Raw genomic sequence first — 19,465 nt, 5'->3', positions numbered from 1 at the left:
TTTCTATTGTGCCGGCTCATCGAACACCGGGCGCCAGCGCCCGCTTTCGAGCAGCAGTTTCGCTGCGGTTGCCATGGCGGTGAATTCTGCATCGGACTTGGCGATTTCCGCGGTGACCGCCTCGCGCAGCGCGTTCATCACGTCGAGCCACGAGCGGCGGCCGGCGATGAACTGGCGCATGTAGCTTTCGCTCACGCGCGTGGCGGTGCTGGCGGCGCTGGTGGAGATCGTCGCGCGCGCCTTGGACGATTCGTACTGGATGATGTCGGAGGCGACATTGCGCCGCAGCTCCTGCTCGGCCACGCGCACGTTCTCCATCGCCGACTGGATGCGCAGCGCCGCGCTGTTGACCGCCGAGAGCTGGCTGAGGCCGCCCGTGGTCTGCGAGCGCAGCACCACGCCGACGCGGCTGCCGAAGATATTGTCATAGGAATACTGCGCGTTGATCTGCGGCAGGATCTGGGCGCGGCTGGTATCGAGCTGCGCCCGCGCGATGTCGGTTTCCGACTTGAGCCGGTCGAGCGTGGGATTGTAGGCTACCGCCTGCTCTTCCAGCACGTCGCGATCGGGCAGGTCGACGCTCGGGTCATAGAACGGAATCGGGCCGAGGTCGTAATCGGGATCGGCGACGAGCTGGGCCAGCACGCGCAGCGCGGTCAGCCGCTGGGCCTGCGTCGAGTTGTAGTCCTGCTCGATCTGCGCCGCGCGCGACCGGGCCAGCTCAAGGTCGGCCAGCGGGCTGACTTCCTGCGAGACGCGCCGCTCCATCGTTCCCACCAGGCGATTGTGCTCGGCCAGGCTTTCCTTGAGCAGCTGCTCGCGCACCGTCAGCCGGGCGATCTCGAAATAAGTCTGCGTCGTGGTCAGCGCGAGATTCTGCACGGTCTCGACATATTGCGCCGAGCTGGCGTCTTCCTCGGCCTGCGCGCGGCGGATGTTGGCGGTGATTCGCCCGCCCGCCCAGATCGGCGCTTCGACCACGATCTGCGGTTCGGGCGAGCCGCTGTCGTCGAGATAGGAAAGATTGCCGCTGACCGTGGGGAAACGCAGCCACTTGGCGCCCTTCACGTCCGACGCCGCGGCGCGCAGCGCGGCGCGCGCCGATTGTGCCGAGGGATAATTGCGCGTGACGATGCTCACCGCTTCCTCCAGCGCGGGCGGCACCTGCCCGGCCGGGTTGCTCCAGCCGATCGCCGGCAAGTCGCCGCGCTTCGCCTTGGGCGAGGGCGGGCCGTAAAGCGTCGTCGTGCCGATGGTGGGGCCATAGCTTTCCGCGCCGCCGGCCGCCGCCGTTGGCGCCGGCCCCTCCGGCACAGTGCTGGAGGGGCCGACGCCGTCGGGGGAAGCCGTTTCGCCCTGCCTGGCATTGTCCTGTCTGGCGCTGTCCTGCCTGGCGTTGTCGCGCGTGATCTTCGGTTCCGCGCGCTTGGTCTGCGCCCATGCGCCTTCGCCCGCCGGCGCGACTATCGTAGCGGCCGCGATCGCGATGGCCAGCGCGCTTTTCCCATGCTGGCGGGAGGTCCGGTTGTCGGTCGGATCGGTCAAGTGTGCGGTTCCCGGGAAATTGAAGTCTGTCCAGCCGTCACAGGCTGTTGGAAGCAAGCGGCACCGAGGGATCGAGACTGAGATTGCGCACGCGCTGGTCGTCATCGTCCCTGGCCTGCGACACCAGCCCTGCCTGCTTCAGGCGTTCCAGCACGGCGTAGAAGCCGCGATAGGACACGCCGGCAAGCTGCATCGCGGTCGTGACCGAAAGGGTTCCGCTCAGTTTGAGATGAATCAGCACGCGAGCCTCCGGCGTGAGAATACGGATGTTCCTCTGGGCGAAGATCTGCTCGTCGAGCGCGAGGAGATTGCGCCAGCTGCTCTCCCCGTCCGCGGCCGGATCAGGCGCATCCGCCTTACGGCGGCTTGCGCTGGCGCCGGCTTTGGCGCGCTCGAATGGCGAATCGGTCAAACCAGGAACCCTGCAGGATTTACTTGCAAATCTAACATGCAATTAGCACAGCGAATTTCGATTGCGCGGCCAACTAGTGTCATTTTGGCGAGATAGCCACTCCAAACGGGCAGGTCGCCGAATTCCTGTGGATAAGCCTGCGCAAAAGCCCGGCAACGAGCCGGGAAAACGCCCGCCAGCCTGGCCGCGCCCCGGCTTGCGCGCGCAAGCCCGGCAACGGCCCCGGCACTGCCCGAACCCGCGATTCCACCGTGGAGGCCGCCAGCCGAAAACCGCCGGTCCGATACCCTTCCGGCCGGGCTATCCCCGACACATTGTGACGACAGCACAATCGCTTGCCGTCGCTCATGGCGATTCGCCAAACCGGCTCGCGCGAGGTCAACAGACCCGGCCCGGAGGCGTCGATGAGGCTTCCCGCCTCATCCCGGCCCGCTCCGCCTTCCCGCCAGCGTCGCCTGGCGGGCGCGGAATACCTTGCCGGCCGCCAGGCGACCGAGAATTGCGCCAAGACGGTAGCAATTTGAATTTTTCGGGTTATAGCTTGCGCCGTCTCTCGCTTCTTCAAGCGCGCCGGGGGGGACTGCCGCCAATCTGGCGGTAATTCGTCAATGGGGAAAATCACTCCGTATTCCGGGCCGTCCCTTCATCGGGTCGGGCGGAAGCGGGGGGCAGCAAGGTTCAGACCTTGAAAGGAGTAGGCAAATGGCCAGCCAGGCTTTGGCAGCCCCTTTGCACGGCGCGCCGGTGACGCTTGAACATCTCACTCCGGCGGTTCTCGTCGTCGATGACGATCGCGAATGCGTTTCGCTTTGCGCGCGTATGCTGGAGGATCTCAATTACCGGCACCATTGCGCCACTTCGGCGCGCCAGGCGCTGGAACTGCTGTCGCGCGATCCGGCGATCCAGATCCTGCTGGTGGACATGCAGATTCCCGCGATGGACGGCTGCGTCCTGATCGAGGAAGCGCGTGCCCGCGTCGGTGGCGGCCGCCCGCTCGCGGCGGTCATGCTGACCGAGAAGCTGAGCACCGACCTGGCGATCAAGGGCCTGCATGTCGAGGCGGTGGACCTTCTGTGCAAGCCGCTGGGCTTCGATGCCTATTCAGGCGCGCTGCGCCGGGCGATGCGCTATCTCGGCGCGCGGCGCGAGATCGCCGACGGCGCGAGCATGACCAATTTCAGCCAGCAGCTCGCGCGGCTGGTCTCGGTGCTGGAAGGCAAGACGCTCGATACCCGCGCCGATGTGCAGCTGACCGACAAGGAGATCAGCGCCACGCTGCGCGCGATCATCGCCTCGCGCGCGCTGCGCAACCGCTTCTTCCCTAGCCAGATGTTCGCCGATCCCGCCTGGGATATCCTGCTCGACCTGACGCGCGCCAAGCTCGACGGCCAGCAGGTTTCGGTCTCCAGCGTGTGCATCGCCGCGTCCGTGCCGATGAGCACGGCCTTGCGCTGGGTCCGGCAGATGACCGAGGCCGGCCTCCTGCGCCGCTGGACCGATCCCAAGGATCGCCGGCGAGACCTGATCGCGCTGACCGACACCACCGCCGCGCACATGCGCGACTATCTCGCCGCGGTTCACGGCATGTTGTCCAAGCTCTGAGGCAGGGTCTTCGCGGCTGGCCCGATGGTCCAGCCGCGCCAGCCGCGTAAGAGAATCAGTTGCCCTTGGGCGTGGGCAGCGGCGCCGTGGTCGCGGGCGAGGCGGCGTCCTCTTCCGCTTCCTTCTTCTGCTGGCGCTCCATGTAGGCTTTCTCCGCCGCTTCGACGCGCGCCTGCTGTTCGGCGGCCTGTTCGTCGATGGTGGAAAGCCGCTTCTCGCGCTCCTTGGCGATCAGCTCGCTGAAGCGGATCGAGCTGTCGCCGCTCTTTTCGGCATAGGCCGCGTCGATCAGGCGCTGCGTGCAGCCCAGCGAACCGCCCGCGCCCACCGGCGAACAGCTCAGCGTGCCGAAGGCGCCCACCGTCTCATAGGCGGTGACGCGATTGGTCCAGGCGGTGTTGTCGGGCGATTCGCTGCCGCGCAGCGCCTCGGGAATGCGATAGCGCTCCGATTCGGCCTTGCGCGCGCAGACGGTGATCTCGCCCGCGGCGGATTGCGGGCAGGGATCATCGCCATAGACGATCACCTGGTTGACCTTCTCACCCTCACCCTGCGCGGCGGCCGGCGTGGCAAGGCCGGCGGCAAGCCCGAAGGCGGCTGCGGCAATGGCGGCGGAGAGGGTGCGTGACATCGTTATGCTCCTGGAGCTGGAAACCGGGCTTGCCGGGCATATAGGTGCGCGAAGGCTTGAATGATAGCTGAAGCTGCCGATTGGTTTCGCGCGGACGCGATGGCTCAGATCCGTTCCGAAAGCCGGATGGCCAGGCGGCAGCCCAGCCTGATCGCGCCCGATAGCAGCGGATAGGCCGGCGCGCGCTCCGCCCCGGCGGCCAGCGCGGTATCGCGATGCTCGCGCTCGTCGTCGCGGAATTCGCGGATCGCCTCGGACAGCTCGGGATCGCCGTCGCCCAGATCTTCAAGCTGCCGGGTATAATGCAGGTCGATCTCGGTCTCGATCGCGGAGGTGCAGGCCATCGCCGCTTCCGGCCCGATCAGCGCCGTCGCCGCGCCCAGCGCATAGCCGGCGACCGACCACAAGGGCTGCAAGGCGGTAGGGCGCACGCCGCGCCGCGCCATGATCGCGTCGAACCGATCGAGATGATCGGCTTCCTGCGCGGCCATGCCCGCGACCAGCGCGGAATGCGGCGCGCGGCTGCCCATCACCGCCATCTGGCCCGCGTAGATGCGCGTCGCGCCGTATTCACCGGCCTGATCGACCCGCACCATGCGCGCGTTCGGCTGGTCGGTCATGCCGCGCCTTTCCGGCCCCTGGCCAGCAGCAGGAAGATCGCCAGCGCACCCGCGCCCGAAAAGAGGAAGTTCCAGCCCGCCAGCGAAACGCCGAACAGGCTCCACGGCGCGACATCGCAGCGGATCACCGGCGCGTCCATGATCGCCTGCAGCGGATCGCCGCCATGATCCAGCGCATTGGCGGTGCAGGCGGTGACGCCTTCCCACCAGCCGTATTCGACGCCGGCGTGGAACAGACCGATGGCGCCCGAGATCGCGATCGCCACCCCGGCCAGCGCCACGAAGACGCGGCCCGGCGGAATCAGGAAGGCGATCAGCGCCAGCGCCACGGCGGCGAAGTGCGGATAACGCTGCCACCAGCACATCTCGCAAGGATAGAGGCCAAAGCCATACTGGCTGGTATAGGCCCCGGCCAGCAGCGCCGCCGGCACCACCAGCGCCAGCAGGCGCGCGGCCCGTCCCGCTTCGAAATCACCCACGCGCGCGGCCTTCAGCGCTTGCCGGTGGCGGCGAGCGCCGGCACCGCGGCGGTGCGTTGCAGCGTCTGCACCGCGTAGTGAAGCTGGAAGTCCTCGATGCCCTGCTTCTTCAGTTCCTCGACCGACATGGCGAAGCGCGGATCGTCCTGCTTGTCGGCTTCGAGCTGCTTGTCGTCGAGCGAGACCTCGTTGATCAGGTGGCCGCGCAAGTCGGATTCGCGGATCGCGCGTTCCGCCCGGGTGCGCGCGTCGGGATCGGACAGCTGCGGCACCTTGATATCCGGCTCGATCCCGCCTTCCTGCACCGAGTGGCCCGAAGGGGTGTAGTAGCGCGCCGTCGTCAGCTTGACCGCGCTGGTGCGATCGAGCCCGATCAGCGACTGCACGCTGCCCTTGCCGAAGCTGCGCTCACCCATGATGACCGCGCGCTTCTGGTCCTGCAGCGCGCCGGCGACGATTTCCGAGGCCGAAGCGCTGCCAGCGTCGATCAGCACGACGATCGGCAGCCCCTTGGCGACGTCGCCGCTATGCGCGCGGTAATACATGTTGTCGGCCGCCAGCCGGCCGCGCTGCGACACGATGTCGCCTTTCTCCAGGAACAGGTCGGACAGCGCCACCGCCTCGTCCAGCGAGCCGCCCGGATTGGAGCGGAGGTCGAGCACCAGCCCGGCCAGCTTGCCGCCCGCCTGCTGGCGCAGCGACGAGACCGCGCTGTTGACGTCCTTGCCCACGTCACGGGAGAACTCGTTGATGCTGATGACGCCGATATTGCCCTTCAGCTCGGACGTCACCGGCTCCAGCTCGATCACGCCGCGCGCCACGGTCACGTCGAACGGCTCGTCGCGGCCGGGGCGATAGATCGTCAGCCGGATCGAGGTGCCCGGCGGGCCGCGCATCTTCGAAACCGCTTCGTCCAGATCGCGCTCGTAATAGAGCACGCCGTCCAGGTGGGTGATATAGTCGCCGGCCTTGAGCCCCGCCTTCTCGGCTGGGCTGCCCTTGAACGGCGAGACGACCTTGACCGCGCCGTCATCCATCACCACCGACAGGCCCAGCCCGGTGTAGTTGCCGTCGATCATGGTTTCGAGCCGCTGCAACGAGGAGCCTTCGAGATAGGTCGAATGCGGGTCCAGGCTGGCCAACATGCCGTCGATCGCGCCCTTGAACAGCTTGTCGTCGTCCACGTCGTCGACGTAATTGTCCTTCACGAGCTGGTAGATCGCCAGCAGCTTGCCGAACTCGGCGCTCGATCGGCCATCGACGGCGGCCAGCCCGGCGGTCGTGGCGGGAAGCAGGGCGACGGCGCTGACAAGCAGCGTGGCGCGCAGCAGGGGAAGGAATTTCATCGGGCGTTCATGCCTTTGCCATTTACGCCTCTTCTATCGGCCATCGCCGCTGAACGCCAGATGGCTGTTTCCGGGCGAATAGCTGGAGTTTGTTGGGAAATGCGTCTTTCGGCGCAAGGCGGCACCAGCCCACGCCCGTCCGAGGGTGACGAAAATGTCCGGGGGACATTTTCGCCGAGGGGCCGGCCTCCCACGGAAGTATACTGTCATGGGAGGTCGGGTGGGGGCGGGGGCTGGTGCCGCCACGACAAACTCCCCTACAACGCGCGGACGTATTGCAGCGGATTGACCGGCGCGCCTTCGCGGCGCAGCTCGACGCCGATCACCGGATCGCCCGGCCCGGCCACGCCCAGCGGCGATCCGGCGACGAGCATCTGGCCGACCGCGACGTCAAGCCGGGCCAGCCCGGTGACGAGCGAGGTCCAGCCCCCGTCATGCTCGATGATGACGATCTGGCCATAGCCGCGATAGGGCCCGGCGAACGCGACCCGGCCCGGCGCGGGCGCCACCGCCTGCGCGTTCGCGCGCGGTGCCAGCGACAGCCCGCGCGAAGGCGCGCGGCCCGGCCCGCTTTCGCCGAAGCCCGTCACCACCCGGCCGGTGACGGGCAGCATATAGGCCGGCAGGCCGGTCGGCGACGCGGTGAGGCCCGAGGCTTCGACCACGCGCGATTCCTCCGGGCGTGGCGGCCGCATGATCGGCCCCGGCAGGCTCGCAAGCGCGGCGCGCAGCTCGCCTTGCCGGCCCACTTCCTCCACCAGATCGCCCAGGTCGCTCGCACGTTCGGCCAGTGCCAGCGCGCGTTCGGCTTCGCGGCTGGCGACGCCGCTGACCGCGCGGCTGGCAAGGCGCTGGCGCGTCTCGATCGCGGCCAGTTCCTGCCGCCGCTGGCCAAGCTGGCGCTCGCTGGCCTTGAGATCGCGCGCCGCCGCCAGCGCACGGTTCTCCAGCGCGCGACCCCGCTCGATCTCGGAGCGTAGCGAGGCGGTGCGCCGCTCCACCTCGGGCAGCATGGTTTCGAGCAACGCGCGCATATACATGGTGTCACGCACCGATCCGGGCCGCAACAGCGCGAGCACCGGCGGTCGGCGCGACAGGCGCTGGAGCGCGCCGGTAAGCTGCACCAGGGGCCGCTGGCGTTCGGCCAGCCGCGCGCGCAGCTTGCGGCGCTCGCTCGCCAGCAGGCGCGCGCGGGCTTCCTGCCCGGCGATCTCCGCCTCGGTCTCCTGGATGCGCGCGGCGATCGCGGCGGCCTCGCGCGCGGTCCTGTCGGCCTGCTCGGTCACGGCGCGCGCCTCGGCTTCCAGCCGCTCGGCCCGGCCGCGCGCCGCCGCGCCTTCGCGCAGCGCCTCGGCCATCTCGCTCCGCGTCCGCGCGACATCGCCGCCCGTCACGCCTTGGCCGAACGCGGCCGCCCCGCCGCACAGCGCGGCAAGCAGGACGAGACAGCGGGCTCGGCGTGACGTCATGCCGCCTGCCCTAGCCGCACCGGGACGAAAACTGAACAGGGCGCGGCCGCTTCGTGCCGAAACGGCTCAGCCCGAGCGGTGATAGGGGTGCCCGGCCAGGATGCTGGTGGCGCGCCAGAGCTGTTCGGCCAGCATGGCGCGGGCCAGGAGATGCGGCCAGGTCATGGCGCCGAAGCCGAGCAGCAGGTCGGCGCTCCGGCGCGCGGGCTCTTCGTGGCCATCGGCCGCGCCGATCAGGAAGCGGGTTTCGCGAATGCCCTCGTCACGCCAGCGGCCAAGCAGCGCGGCGAAATCCTCCGAAGGCATGGCCTTGCCCCGCTCATCGAGCAGGACGGTGCGGCACGGGGTTTGCGGCGGGGGAATGCGGCCGCCCGTCTCGGGCAGTTCGGTATGGCGGAACGGCCAGACAATGCGCCGGGCATAGCGTTCCAGCAACTGTTCCTCGGGCGAGCGGGCGATCTTGCCGCGCGCGATGATATGCAAAAGCATGGCCTTCGCGCGGCCTCCCTGTCCCACGCCCGCGTTTCATGTGCGGTCCGGCCCGCGCCGGGCCGGGACGGCGGATCGCCGGACGGGCTCAGGCCGCGCCGACGGCTCCGTCGCCAAAGCCCCACATCCGCTCCAGATTGTAGAAGCTGCGCACTTCCGGGCGGAACAGGTGGACAATGATTCCCCCGGCATCGACCAGCACCCAGTCGGCGACGGGCAGCCCTTCGATACGCGGATTGCCGAAGCCGGCCTGCTTGAGCCGTTCGGCCAGCTTCTGCGCGATCGCGGCGACCTGCCGGCTGGAACGGCCGGAGGCGATCACCATGTGATCGGCAATGCTGGATTTGCCCTCCAGCGGGATCGTCACGACATCCTGTGCCTGATCATCGTCAAGCGATTGCAGGACCAGGGCCAATTGCGGCTCATCCTCTGCGGCCATGGGTATGGCGGCGGCGCTGGCTTGGGCCAGCTGTATTTGCGCCTGTGTCATCTAGTTCAGGTCTGCTCCTCTGATGGAACGAGGCGGCGGGACGAACACCGTCCTGCCGCGATCAACCGTCATTTCGGGGTAAGGGCCGCGCCAGATGGGTGCGACCGGCCCGCTCACGCGGTGCGTCCGGGAATGAGGCGATGGGATACACCGTCGCGCAAGGCCCCTTTCGAGACCTTCTCGGCCCAGTCGGGATAGGCCCGGCGGATCGCCGTGGCCGAACGCGAATCGGGATCGAAACGCAAGATCACCAGCGCCGGAGCGCTCCATCTTCCCCGGTTTGCGAGACTGGCGGCGGGTGTCCGGTATTTCCCGAGCCAGGCCATCGCGGGGCTCGCGATAGCCGCTTCATCATAGCCCGGCCGGGCCACGACCGCAATCGGCATGAGTCGGGCGATCGCGCGCCAGTGTTTCCACTGGTGGAACTGCGCCAGATTGTCGCTGCCCATAAGCCAGATAAACTGCCGTTTCGGCCAGCGGCGGCGCAGCTTGCGCAGCGTATCGACGGTATAGCGCGTGCCGAATTCGCGCTCGATCGCGGTGACGCGGATCGGCGCGCGCCGGGCCTGCCGCCGCGCCGAAGCGAAGCGCGCGGCGAGCGGCGCCATGCCGGCCCGCGGCTTGAGCGGGTTGCCGGGCGAGACCAGCCACCAGACCTCGTCCAGCGCCAGCGCGTCGCGCGCGAACAGCGATACGCGCCGGTGCGCGCCATGGGCGGGATTGAAGCTGCCCCCCAAAAGCCCGGTGCGGCGATTCCTGCCCGGATTCAACGGCGCGGCGCCTCGCCCGCCATGGCGCCGCTGCGATATTCGCTCTGCCGCTCGATCATCCAGCCGGGATATTCTGGCACCAGCGGCGCGCCGCCATCGAGCCGCGCGAGCTCCTCGGGAGACAGCACCAGGTCCGCCGCGCCCAGATTGTCCTCAAGCTGGTCGATCCGCTTGGCCCCCAGGATCACGCTCGACACCGCCGGCCTGGCCAGCAGCCAGGCAAGCGCGACTTGCGGCACCGTCGCGCCGTGCCGCCCGGCGATCTCGCGCATGATGGCGATCACGTCGTAACCGCGTTCCTTGTCGATCGGCGGGAAATCGAAGCTGGCGCGCCGCCCCTCACCTTCGCTCTCGCGCGTGTACTTGCCCGAAAGGAAGCCGCCGGCCAACGGGCTCCAGACCATCAGGCCCAACCCTTCGCTGCCCAACATCGGCACGATATCGCGTTCCAGATCGCGCCCGGCCACCGAATAATAGGCCTGGAGCGAGGCGAACCGTTCCCAGCCCCGGTTCTCGGCAATCCCCAGCGCCTTGACGATCTGCCACGCCGCCCAGTTCGACACGCCGATATAGCGCGCCCGGCCCGAGCGGACGATATCGTCCAGCGCGCGCAGCGTCTCTTCCAGCGGAGTCGCCGCGTCCCAGCCGTGGATCTGGTAGAGATCGACATGGTCGAGCTGCAGCCGCTCAAGACTCGCGTCGATCTGCGCGAGCAAGTGATAGCGCGAGGCGCCGCGATCGTTCACCCCCTGCCCCATCGGCCCCAGCGCCTTGGTGGCGATCACCACCTCGCTGCGGGAAATGTCGAGATCGCGCAGCGCCTGGCCGGTGATGCGTTCCGACCAGCCGTTCGAATAGACATTGGCGGTGTCGATGAAATTGATCCCGGCATCAAGCGCGCGGCGGACCAGGGCATTGGCGCCCGCCTGGTCGACCTGGCCCATGGCCGTCCACATGCCGTCGCCGCCGAACGTCATCGTGCCCAGGCAAAGTTCGGAGACAAAAAGGCCGGTACGGCCAAGGCGATTGTATCTCATGGCAAGCTCCCTTCAGGAGCCGCCGAGATGGGAGCGGGCGCGCGCCGTCGCAAGCAGGCGCGCGCGCCGCGCGTGGATTTCAGGGCCGGACCTGGCCCGTCCCGCGCACCAGCCACTTGTAGGTGGTCAACCCTTCGAGCGCGACCGGGCCGCGCGCATGCAGCCGCCCGGTGGCGATGCCGATCTCCGCGCCCAGCCCGAACTCGCCGCCATCGGCGAACTGGCTGGAGGCATTGACCATGACGATCGCGCTGTCGACTTCGTTCAGGAACCGATCGGCCACTTCGGCATCCCCGGTGACGATCGCGTCGGTGTGGTGCGAGCTGTGCCGCGCGATGTGATCGAGCGCGGCATCGAGCCCGTCCACCACCGCGACCGAGAGGATCGCGTCGAGATATTCGCAGTCCCAGTCGTTGGCGCTGGCCGGCAGCACGCGCGGATCGAGCGCGCGCGCACGGGCATCGCCGCGCAGCTCGCAGCCGGCATCCAGCAGGTCGCCCACCACTGCCGTCGCGGCGGGGAAATTGGTGTCGATCAGCAGCGTTTCCATCGCCCCGCAAACGCCGGTGCGGCGCAGCTTGGCATTGCGCACGATGGCGCGCGCCATGGCCGGATCGGCGGCGGAATGCAGGTAAGTGTGGCAGATGCCGTCAAGGTGGGCGAGCACCGGCACCCGGGCATCGGCCTGCACGCGGGCGACCAGGCTCTTGCCGCCGCGCGGCACGATCATGTCGATCAGGCCGGCGGCCGTCAGCATCGCGCCGACCACCGCGCGATCCTGCGTGGGGACAAGCTGCGCCGCCTCGGCGGGAACGCCGTGCGCCACCAGCCCCCGGACCATCGCCGCATGGATCGCCCGGTTGGAATGGACCGCCTCGCTGCCGCCGCGCAGCAGCACCGCGTTGCCCGAACGCAGGCACAGCGCCGCCGCGTCGGCGGTGACGTTGGGCCGGCTTTCGTAGATGATGCCGATCAGGCCGATGGGAACGCGCACGCGCGACAGCCTGAGCCCGTTGGGACGCTCGGCGGTGTCGATCACTTGCCCGACCGGATCGGGTAGCGCGGCCACTTGCGCCACCGCATCGGCGATCCCGGCCATGCGGGCCGGATCGAGCCGCAGCCGGTCCAGCATCGCCGCGCTCAGCCCGTTCGCTTCGGCCGTGGCGACATCGCGCGCGTTGGCGGCGAGGATCGCCGGCTCGTCCTGGCGCAAGGCTTCGGCCGCCGCGCGCAGCGCCTCGGCCTTTTGCGCGTCACTCATCAGCGCGAGCACACGCTGCGCCGCGCGGCCGGCCAGCGCAATGCGCTCGACCAGCGCTTCGGGCGATTCCTCGATCTTGGTCCGGGCAGTCATGCCCTGGCGCCTAGCACTCGCGGCGGCCCGTGTCACCGCCATCCGCGCGCCGGACGGCACGGCCCAAGGCGACTCACATGAGTTAACGCAGCGTTACGAAAATGGGGGTTCCCGACCCCCATGCACGGCTCGTCCCGCCGGGCACTCGACTCGCCTCGATTCCGCATGGAGTCACGCCGGGCTGATTCGCGTTTCATGCAACTGCCTGCTAGCCGCCACGCCGGATTGAGAAACAACGGCACAGCGGGGTCGACTTGACTGGCAAATCCGTCGGCGCGTTCGGGGCGCGCCTGCGGACCACATTCCCTGACCGCGAATTCTTCATGCGGTCGCAGGGGCAGGTCCGTTTTATCAGGATATCCTCTCGCTTTCAGATCGTCGCGGTCTCGCTGCTGGCCGCCCTGCTGCTGGCTTGGCTGGTGACGATGGCCGCGCTCACCGTGCTGCAATACAGCGCCACGCGCGAACGCATGGCGCTGGTGGATCGCGAGGCGAAAGTCGCTTCGGCGGAAAGCCGGGTTTCGGAATATCGCGACGGGCTCGATTCGGTCGCCGCCGATCTCGCCCGCCGCCAGAATTTCATCGAGAAGATGGTCGAGGCGCATATCGGCGACTTGCCCGAGGACGCGCGCCAGGGCGAAACCGTTTCCGACAGCTCGACCGAGGCAGCCCGCACTGTCAGGAAAGTCAGCGCGGTCCTGCCCGAAGCGGTCGGGCTGGCCCGGATCGAGGCCGACCAGCTCGCCTTCGTCGAACGGCTGACCCGCTTTGCCGATCGCCGCGCCGCGAAGACGTCGGAGGCGATTCGCCGGCTCGGGCTCAATCCCAACATGCTGCTGGCCTCGGCCAATGCCGCCGAGGGTGGTCCGCTGCTGCGCCTGGCCACCGGGCGTGACGGCTCGCTCGATCCGCGCTTCCAGCGCCTGGGCGTCAGCCTGGCGCGGATGGATGCGCTGGAACGCAGCCTGGCGGGCATTCCGCAAGTCCAGCCGGCCCACGTCGCCTATGTCTCGTCCAGCTATGGCTACCGCGCCGACCCGTTCACCGGCGCCGCCGCGTTCCACGCCGGGCTGGACTTTCCCGGCCCGATGGGATCGCCGATCTATGCCGCCGCCAAGGGCGTGGTCAGCTTCGTCGGCACCCGGCAGGGCTATGGCAACTGCATCGAGATCGACCATGGCAACGGCCTGATGACGCGCTATGCCCACTTGTCGCGCTTCGGCACGCATGTCGGCGCGAAGATCGCGGCCGGCACGGCGATCGCGGCAATGGGCAGCACCGGCCGTTCGACCGGGCCGCACCTGCATTTCGAAGTCCGCATCAACGACACGCCGGTAAACCCACGGCCCTTCCTCGAGGCAGCGCGCAATGTTCAGCAAGAAGCCGACAACGATGGCTAAGGCGCCTGGCGGCCAGCGGCCGTCCAGCAGTTCGACATTCTCGGTGCTGGGCGGCGACACGGTGATTCGCGGCGACATCAGCGCCTCGGCCGATCTGCATGTCGATGGCCGCATCGAAGGCGATATTTCCTGCAGCTCGCTGGTCCAGGGCGAGACGAGCGAGATCTTCGGCGCGATCACCGCCGAAAGCGCGCGGATTTCCGGGCAGGTCGAAGGCTCCATCGCGGCCCGCGAACTGGTCGTGCTCAAAACCGCGCGGATTCGCGGCGACATCAGCTATGACGCGCTGACCATCGAGCAGGGCGCGAAGCTGGAAGGGCGCCTGACGCCGCATGGCGCGCGCCCGGCGCTGGCCGATCCGGCCGATGGCAACGAGGCGCACCTGATCCTCGCTTCGGGCGGCGAATCGGCCGCCTGACCCTCAGGCCGGGCCGGTCCCCGCCTCTTCCGCCGCCAGTTCCGCGCGCAGCGCCTTGCGATCGAGCTTGCCCACCATCGTGCGGGGCAGCGTGGCGCGCACGTCCACCTTGTCCACCCGCTCATGCTTTCCCAGCCGCGCGTTGAGCCAATCGCGCAAGTCCCCGGAGGTGACTGGCCGGGCGGGATCGATCGTCACGAAAGCGCGCGGCATTTCGCCGTGATAGGCATCGGGCACGCCGATCACCACCGCCTCGCGCACCGAGGGATGCTGGATGAGCACCGATTCGACCTGGCTGGGAAAGACCTTGAAGCCGCCCACCGCGATCATGTCCTTGGTGCGATCGACGATGCGGACATAGCCGTCATCGTCGATCGTGGCGATGTCGCCGGTGCGCAGCCAGCGACTGACCCGGCCGGCCGCGTCGGTCCGCTCCACGAAAGCGCGCGCGGCGGCATCGGGCCGGTTCCAGTACCCCAGCATGACTTGCGGCCCGATGATCGCCAGTTCACCCGGTTCGCCCGGCGCGGCATCGCGGGTATCGTCTTCCTTGTCGATCAGGCGCAAGTCGGTGCCGGGCAAGGGGTGGCCGATCGTGCCGGGCCGCTCCTGCCCGTCGAACGGATTGGTCGAGACGACGCCCGACGTCTCGGTCATGCCATAACCTTCGACCAGCCGCGCGCCGGTCGCCGCCTCGAACCGCTGCTTGACCGGCAGCGGCAAGGGCGCGCCGCCCGATATGCACGTGCGCAGCGAGGAGAAATCGGTCCGTGACAGTTCGGGCCGGTCCAGCAGCGCCTGATACATCGTCGGCACGCCGGGCATCGTCGTGGCGCGCACGCGCTCGATCGTGGCGAGCGCCTGGGCGGCGTGGAAGCGCGGCAGCATGGCGATGCAGCCGCCGTTGCACACCGTGCGATTGAGCAGGGTGGCATTGGCGAAGACGTGGAAGAACGGCAGCACGCCCACGATCATGTCGCGCTGGTGGGCATTGGGATCGACCGCCTCGATCTGCCGGGCATTGGCGGTGAGGTTCTGGTGCGAAAGCATCGCGCCCTTGGGCGTGCCGGTCGTCCCGCCGGTATATTGCAGCAGGGCCAGGTCATGCTCGGGATCGATGGCGACCGGGGCGGGCGCGGTGTCCGCCAGCAGTTCCGGCCATTCGAACACGTTCGCCGCATCGGGCACGGGGGCCTGATCGCGCCGGCGCAGCGTTCTGAGCGCAAGCCCTTGCCAGCGCGGCAGCATCCGGGCGAGCCGCCCGACCACCAGCCATTCGAGCGCGGTTGCCGCGAGCACGTCGGTCGCCGTGGGCAGCAACGCCGGCACATCGAGCGTGACCATCAGCCGCGTGCCCGAATCGGCGACTTGCGCGGCCAGTTCATCGCGCGTGTAGAGCGGCGAGAAGTTCACCACCGTGGCGCCCGCGATCATCGCGCCGAAATAGGCGGACAGGTAGACCGGCACATTGGGCAGGAACAGGCCGACGCGATCGCCCTTGGCCACGCCCAGCGCCTGCAGCCCGGCGGCGAAGGCCCGCGCCTCGCGCGCGATCGCCCGATAGGTGTAGCGCCGGCCAAGGAAATCGACGAGCGGACTGTCGCCATACGCGCTGACGCTGGCGGCGAACATCTCCGTCACCGCCAGCGGCGGGAATTCCTGATCCCAGACACAGGGATGCGCGTAGCGCTCCCGCCAGGCCTTCCGGCCCATCCTCTCTTCCATCATGCCAATGTGCGCCTTTGGACGCGCAAGGGCAACCTGCCATCGCAGGGTCGGAGAGGATGGATCAGGCGGCGGAGATCAGGCTTCGCCCTGCGCCTCGGCGGCGCGCTTGGCTTCGAGCCAGGCGGCGGCCTCGGCCTCCTGCGCGGCTTCGCTGGCCGCGCGGACGGCGGCGTCACGCTCGGCGCGCAGTTCCTCGATCAGCGCCTCGCGATCGTCGCCCAGCCGCTCGTCATCGGGCACGCCATCGACGATGCCGGCCTTCTTGGCCGCCCGGGCGACGATCGCGTCCAGCTCGCGCTGCGAGCACAGGCCCAGCGTGACCGGGTCCTTGGGCTGGATGTTCTGGATGTTCCAGTGCGTGCGATCGCGGATCGCGGCAATGGTGTTGCGCGTCGTGCCGATCAGCTTGCCGACTTGCGCGTCGGACACTTCGGGATGGTGGCGCAGGATCCAGGCGATGCCGTCGGGCTTGTCCTGCCGCTTCGACACCGGGGTGTAGCGCGGGCCCTTGGTGCGGCTGACGGTGACGGGCGCCTTGTGCATCTTCAGCGAATAGGCCGGATTGGCCTGGCCCTTCTCGATCTCTTCCATCGTCAGCTCGCCGGCGCGCACCGGGTCACGCCCGGTATACTTGCTGGAAGCAAGGTCATCGGCCATCGCCTGCACTTCCAGGATGTGCAGGCCACAGAACTCGGCGATCTGTTCGAAAGTCAGGGCAGTGCTGTCGACCAGCCAGGAAGCGGTCGCGTGCGGCATCAGCGGAGTGGGCTGGCTCATGTCTCTATCTCCGGCGGAAACAATAAGGGCCGCCCCTTCGCGGAGCGGCCGTACGGAAGCTGATTTAGGTGATTGTGGCGCATTCGGCAAGCACCGAGGGAATAACCTGTATTTAACCGCCATCCCGCTATGCCCGGCGATACGGGAAACCGGGGGGAATATCCGCGTGCGCAAACTGATTTTGTCCGGCGCTCTCTTGCTGGGCGCCTGCGGCGGGGGCGAGGACTTCGCGCTGGACGTGAACCTGCCGGCGGACCGGGCCTATGCCGACTTGTCCCGCCTGAACGGCGGAGAAATCCTGGCGCTGGCCCACTTGCCCGCGATCGACCGGACCCGGCCGGCCGACGGCCAGGTGCGCTATGTGATGCACTCGCTGGAAGGCAAAGGCGATGCCGTGATCGATTTCCGCATCGAAAGGCTGAACCCGGCGCAATCGCGCCTGCACGTCACGGTCGACATGCCCAGCGTCGACTTCAGGCTCAATGGCGTGGACAAGTATGTCAGCGAGTGGAAGACCGAGCTGGTGCTCAAGAAGCTGCTGCGCCAATGGGCCGACCAGCGCGCCGCCGGCAAGCCCGCGACGAGCCAGATCGCCGAGCTCGATACCGCGATGGGCGCCTTCACCCTGGTGCTTTCGCCCGGCAAGTTTGACAGCGTCACCCGGCAGGCCGCGCTCGGCCGCTTCGATTTCGCCCGCTTCGCCGACGCCGACGAAGCGGCGGCGGAACCCGAAGCCGAGCACTGGGAACTGCAGCCCGGGGAGGTGAACGCGCCCGATCCGACATATCGGGAAGAACGGTCCGCCGCCTATGACGGCGACAGCGAATCGAGCGGATCGCAAAGCGACTGGGGCGCGGCCAACTGAACCTCACCAGAGCGCGGGCCGCGCCCTCAATCCACGCCCTCAATCAATCCATCGCGACGTAGTGCGGCAAGCCCTCGACGCGGCGCAGCCAGGCGCAGACCCCGGGATAATCGCGCAGCCGGAACCCGCCCGCCTCGCAGACATGGGTATAGGCATACAGCGCGATGTCGGCCAGCGAGACCGCCTCGCCCACGAACCATTCGCGCCCGGCCAGATGCTCTTCCATCAGGCCCAGCGCCGCCTCGCCGCCGGCACGCTTGGCCATGATCTGGCCACGCTGGTGCTCGCCCAGATTTGCCTCGCCCACGAACAGCAGCCAGAAGCGCAGCGTGGCGATGTTGGGTTCGTGATTGTACTGTTCGAAGAACATCCAGCGCAGCATGTCGGCGCGCGAGAAGCGGTCCGTGGGGATCAGCGGGCTGCCTTCGGCCAGATACCAGCAGGCGGCATTGCTTTCGGGCAGGAACCTGTCGCCCACCTGCAGCACCGGGATGCGCCCGTTGGCGTTGACGGTGCGCAGGAACTCGGGCTTGCGCGTATCGCCGAGCATGATGTCGTACTGCACGCGCTCGATCGGCAGGTCCAGCAGCGCGGCGGTCAGCCGGATCTTGTAGCAATTGCCGCTGCGCGGATCTTCATGCAGGACCAGGCGCTGGTGCTCGGCCTCCGGGTGGCTCTTCGAGAACAGCGCCAGCGCGGAGAACACGCCCGAGGGGAACTTCAGCACCTCGGGCTTGCCGGTGCCCAGCCCCTCGGTCCCCGAAACGGTATAGGGCAGCGACAGGGTCGATTGCGGATCGCTGGGCCACATGCAGTGGCGCGCGCTGAGCTTCTCGCCCTCGGCGCCTTTCCATTCCTGGTTGCGATCGGCCGGGCCGCTGAAGATTTCCACCATGTCCTGCCAGCGCCGGGCGCCGCGCCCCTTGCGCACCTCGACATGCGCATAGTCGCGCGTGATGCGAAGGACGGGGTAGGACATGGCTCAAACCTCCAGCACGATCTTCCCGATATGCTCGCCCGCTTCCATCCGCGCGTGCGCGGCGGCAGCTTCGGCAAGGGCAAAGCGCTTGTCCATGATCGGCCGCAATTCGCCGGAGATCACCAGCGGCCACGCGTTGGTGGCCACTTCCTGCACCAGCAGGGCCTTGAATTCGGCCGGACGCGGCCGCAGCGTCGAGCCGGTGAGCGTATAGCGCCGGGCCATGATCACCGCCATGTTGAGCTCCGCCCGCGCGCCGCCCTGCACCGCAATCGTCACATGGCGGCCATCTTCGGCCAGGCACTTGAGATTGCGCGGCACGTAATCGCCCGCGACCATGTCGAGCACGAGCTGGACGCCCCTGCCCCGGGTGATTCGCTGCACTTCGGCCACGAAGTCGCTCGCCCTGTAGTCGATCGCGTGCGCCGCGCCGATTTCCAGCGCCCGCGCGCATTTTTCCGGCCCGCCGCAGGTGACGATGACGTCAAGGCCGAACAGCTTGCCCAGCATCGTCGCCATCGTGCCGATGCCGCTGGTGCCGCCATGCACCAGGATCGTCTCGCCCGCCGTCGCCCAGCCGCGTTCGAACACGTTGTGCCACACCGTCAGCAGCGTTTCGGGCAGGGCCGCCGCCTGGTCCAGCGGCAGCGACTCGGGAACGGGCAGGCAATGCGCGGCGTGGGCCAGGCAATATTCGGCATAGCCACCGCCCGTCACCAGCGCGCAGACCGTCTGGCCCAGCAGCGAGGCATCCACCCCGTCGCCCAGCGCGACCGCTTCTCCCGCGATTTCCAGCCCCGGTATCGGCGAGGCGCCGGGCGGCGGCGGATAATGGCCTTGCCGCTGCACCACGTCGGGCCGGTTGACCCCGGCGAAAGCCACCTTGACCAGCACTTCGCCGGGCCCCGGGGCGGGCACCGCGATCTCGCGCGGGGCGAGGACTTCGGGTCCGCCGGGCGAATCGAAACCCACGGCGATCATCTTGGACGGAAGGGCAACGGGCATGACTGTTCTGTTGCCACAAGGGTACGCCTTTGGGGAACATGTTTTGTGA

General features: G+C 68.4%; 20 protein-coding genes. 4 read left to right on the top strand and 16 right to left on the bottom strand.

What is annotated here, in order from left to right; translation table 11 throughout:
• Positions 1-3 precede the first annotated feature (3 nt).
• Together PYV00_RS08825 and PYV00_RS08820 are read right to left on the bottom strand one after the other, a co-directional pair.
• Positions 4-1,545 (bottom strand): TolC family protein, encoded by a 1,542-nt coding sequence (locus PYV00_RS08825; protein ID WP_275227912.1) that lies wholly within the window; start codon positions 1,543-1,545, stop codon positions 4-6.
• A gap of 37 nt (positions 1,546-1,582) precedes the next feature.
• Positions 1,583-1,957: a MarR family winged helix-turn-helix transcriptional regulator gene (locus PYV00_RS08820; protein ID WP_275227911.1), complete on the bottom strand. Its 375-nt coding sequence runs from the start codon at positions 1,955-1,957 to the stop codon at positions 1,583-1,585.
• Positions 1,958-2,659: 702 nt separating this feature from the next.
• Here PYV00_RS08820 and PYV00_RS08815 point away from each other — a divergent pair.
• A complete protein-coding gene (locus PYV00_RS08815; RefSeq protein ID WP_275227910.1) occupies positions 2,660-3,559 on the top strand; it encodes a response regulator transcription factor in 900 nt (299 codons plus the stop codon).
• A gap of 55 nt (positions 3,560-3,614) precedes the next feature.
• Here the strand turns inward: PYV00_RS08815 and PYV00_RS08810 are convergent, their stop codons facing one another.
• The 10 genes from PYV00_RS08810 to PYV00_RS08765 all read right to left on the bottom strand — a co-directional run bounded on the left by PYV00_RS08810 (position 3,615) and on the right by PYV00_RS08765 (position 12,244).
• Complete coding sequence (locus PYV00_RS08810) at positions 3,615-4,190, bottom strand: hypothetical protein (protein WP_275227909.1); 576 nt, start codon at positions 4,188-4,190, stop codon at positions 3,615-3,617.
• Positions 4,191-4,294: 104 nt separating this feature from the next.
• Positions 4,295-4,810, bottom strand: coding sequence for a demethoxyubiquinone hydroxylase family protein (locus PYV00_RS08805; RefSeq protein ID WP_275227908.1), 516 nt, complete (start codon positions 4,808-4,810; stop codon positions 4,295-4,297).
• Positions 4,807-5,289 (bottom strand): disulfide bond formation protein B, encoded by a 483-nt coding sequence (locus PYV00_RS08800; protein WP_275227907.1) that lies wholly within the window; start codon positions 5,287-5,289, stop codon positions 4,807-4,809. Before PYV00_RS08800 ends, PYV00_RS08805 begins: the two co-directional genes overlap by 4 nt.
• A gap of 11 nt (positions 5,290-5,300) precedes the next feature.
• The gene (locus PYV00_RS08795; protein ID WP_275227906.1) at positions 5,301-6,635 is read right to left on the bottom strand and encodes a S41 family peptidase; all 1,335 of its coding nucleotides are present in this window, start codon (positions 6,633-6,635) and stop codon (positions 5,301-5,303) included.
• Positions 6,636-6,892: 257 nt separating this feature from the next.
• Entirely contained in the window at positions 6,893-8,104 is a 1,212-nt protein-coding gene (locus PYV00_RS08790) for a murein hydrolase activator EnvC family protein (RefSeq protein ID WP_275227905.1), read from the bottom strand.
• Positions 8,105-8,170: 66 nt separating this feature from the next.
• Positions 8,171-8,593 carry a 23S rRNA (pseudouridine(1915)-N(3))-methyltransferase RlmH gene (locus PYV00_RS08785; protein WP_275227904.1) on the bottom strand — a complete coding sequence of 141 codons (423 nt, stop codon included), beginning with the start codon at positions 8,591-8,593 and terminating at the stop codon, positions 8,171-8,173.
• 88 nt (positions 8,594-8,681) lie between these two features.
• A complete protein-coding gene (rsfS, locus tag PYV00_RS08780; RefSeq protein WP_428981618.1) occupies positions 8,682-9,083 on the bottom strand; it encodes a ribosome silencing factor in 402 nt (133 codons plus the stop codon).
• A gap of 113 nt (positions 9,084-9,196) precedes the next feature.
• A complete protein-coding gene (locus tag PYV00_RS08775) occupies positions 9,197-9,853 on the bottom strand; it encodes a nicotinate-nucleotide adenylyltransferase (RefSeq protein WP_275227903.1) in 657 nt (218 codons plus the stop codon).
• A complete protein-coding gene (locus PYV00_RS08770) occupies positions 9,850-10,890 on the bottom strand; it encodes an aldo/keto reductase (RefSeq protein ID WP_275227902.1) in 1,041 nt (346 codons plus the stop codon). Before PYV00_RS08770 ends, PYV00_RS08775 begins: the two co-directional genes overlap by 4 nt.
• A 79-nt stretch (positions 10,891-10,969) precedes the next feature.
• On the bottom strand, positions 10,970-12,244 hold the full coding sequence (locus tag PYV00_RS08765) for a glutamate-5-semialdehyde dehydrogenase (protein WP_275227901.1): 1,275 nt from the start codon (positions 12,242-12,244) through the stop codon (positions 10,970-10,972).
• A gap of 254 nt (positions 12,245-12,498) precedes the next feature.
• Here PYV00_RS08765 and PYV00_RS08760 point away from each other — a divergent pair, with 254 nt between their 5' ends.
• Positions 12,499-13,644, top strand: a complete 1,146-nt coding sequence (locus PYV00_RS08760) for a M23 family metallopeptidase (RefSeq protein WP_275227900.1) — start codon at positions 12,499-12,501, stop codon at positions 13,642-13,644.
• Complete coding sequence (locus PYV00_RS08755; RefSeq protein ID WP_275227899.1) at positions 13,637-14,062, top strand: bactofilin family protein; 426 nt, start codon at positions 13,637-13,639, stop codon at positions 14,060-14,062. The genes PYV00_RS08760 and PYV00_RS08755 overlap by 8 nt, the downstream gene beginning before the upstream one ends.
• 3 nt (positions 14,063-14,065) lie before the next feature.
• Here PYV00_RS08755 and PYV00_RS08750 read toward each other — a convergent pair whose 3' ends face one another.
• Positions 14,066-15,787, bottom strand: a complete 1,722-nt coding sequence (locus PYV00_RS08750) for a long-chain-fatty-acid--CoA ligase (RefSeq protein ID WP_275227898.1) — start codon at positions 15,785-15,787, stop codon at positions 14,066-14,068.
• A gap of 78 nt (positions 15,788-15,865) precedes the next feature.
• Positions 15,866-16,567: a DUF1013 domain-containing protein gene (locus PYV00_RS08745; protein WP_275227897.1), complete on the bottom strand. Its 702-nt coding sequence runs from the start codon at positions 16,565-16,567 to the stop codon at positions 15,866-15,868.
• 166 nt (positions 16,568-16,733) lie between these two features.
• Here PYV00_RS08745 and PYV00_RS08740 point away from each other — a divergent pair, with 166 nt between their 5' ends.
• A complete protein-coding gene (locus PYV00_RS08740) occupies positions 16,734-17,432 on the top strand; it encodes a hypothetical protein (RefSeq protein WP_275227896.1) in 699 nt (232 codons plus the stop codon).
• Positions 17,433-17,475: 43 nt separating this feature from the next.
• Here PYV00_RS08740 and PYV00_RS08735 read toward each other — a convergent pair whose 3' ends face one another.
• Positions 17,476-18,120 (bottom strand): glutathione S-transferase family protein, encoded by a 645-nt coding sequence (locus PYV00_RS08735; RefSeq protein WP_275227933.1) that lies wholly within the window; start codon positions 18,118-18,120, stop codon positions 17,476-17,478.
• Positions 18,121-18,414: 294 nt separating this feature from the next.
• Entirely contained in the window at positions 18,415-19,416 is a 1,002-nt protein-coding gene (locus tag PYV00_RS08730) for an NAD(P)H-quinone oxidoreductase (protein ID WP_275227895.1), read from the bottom strand.
• Between the last annotated feature and the right edge of the window lie 49 nt (positions 19,417-19,465).

Origin of the sequence: Novosphingobium album (ex Liu et al. 2023) (assembly GCF_029076845.1) — a bacterium.
Taxonomy (GTDB): Bacteria; Pseudomonadota; Alphaproteobacteria; order Sphingomonadales; family Sphingomonadaceae; genus Novosphingobium.
Note: the sequence above shows the minus strand (reverse complement) of the source record. Positions and strands in the feature narration are given on the sequence as shown.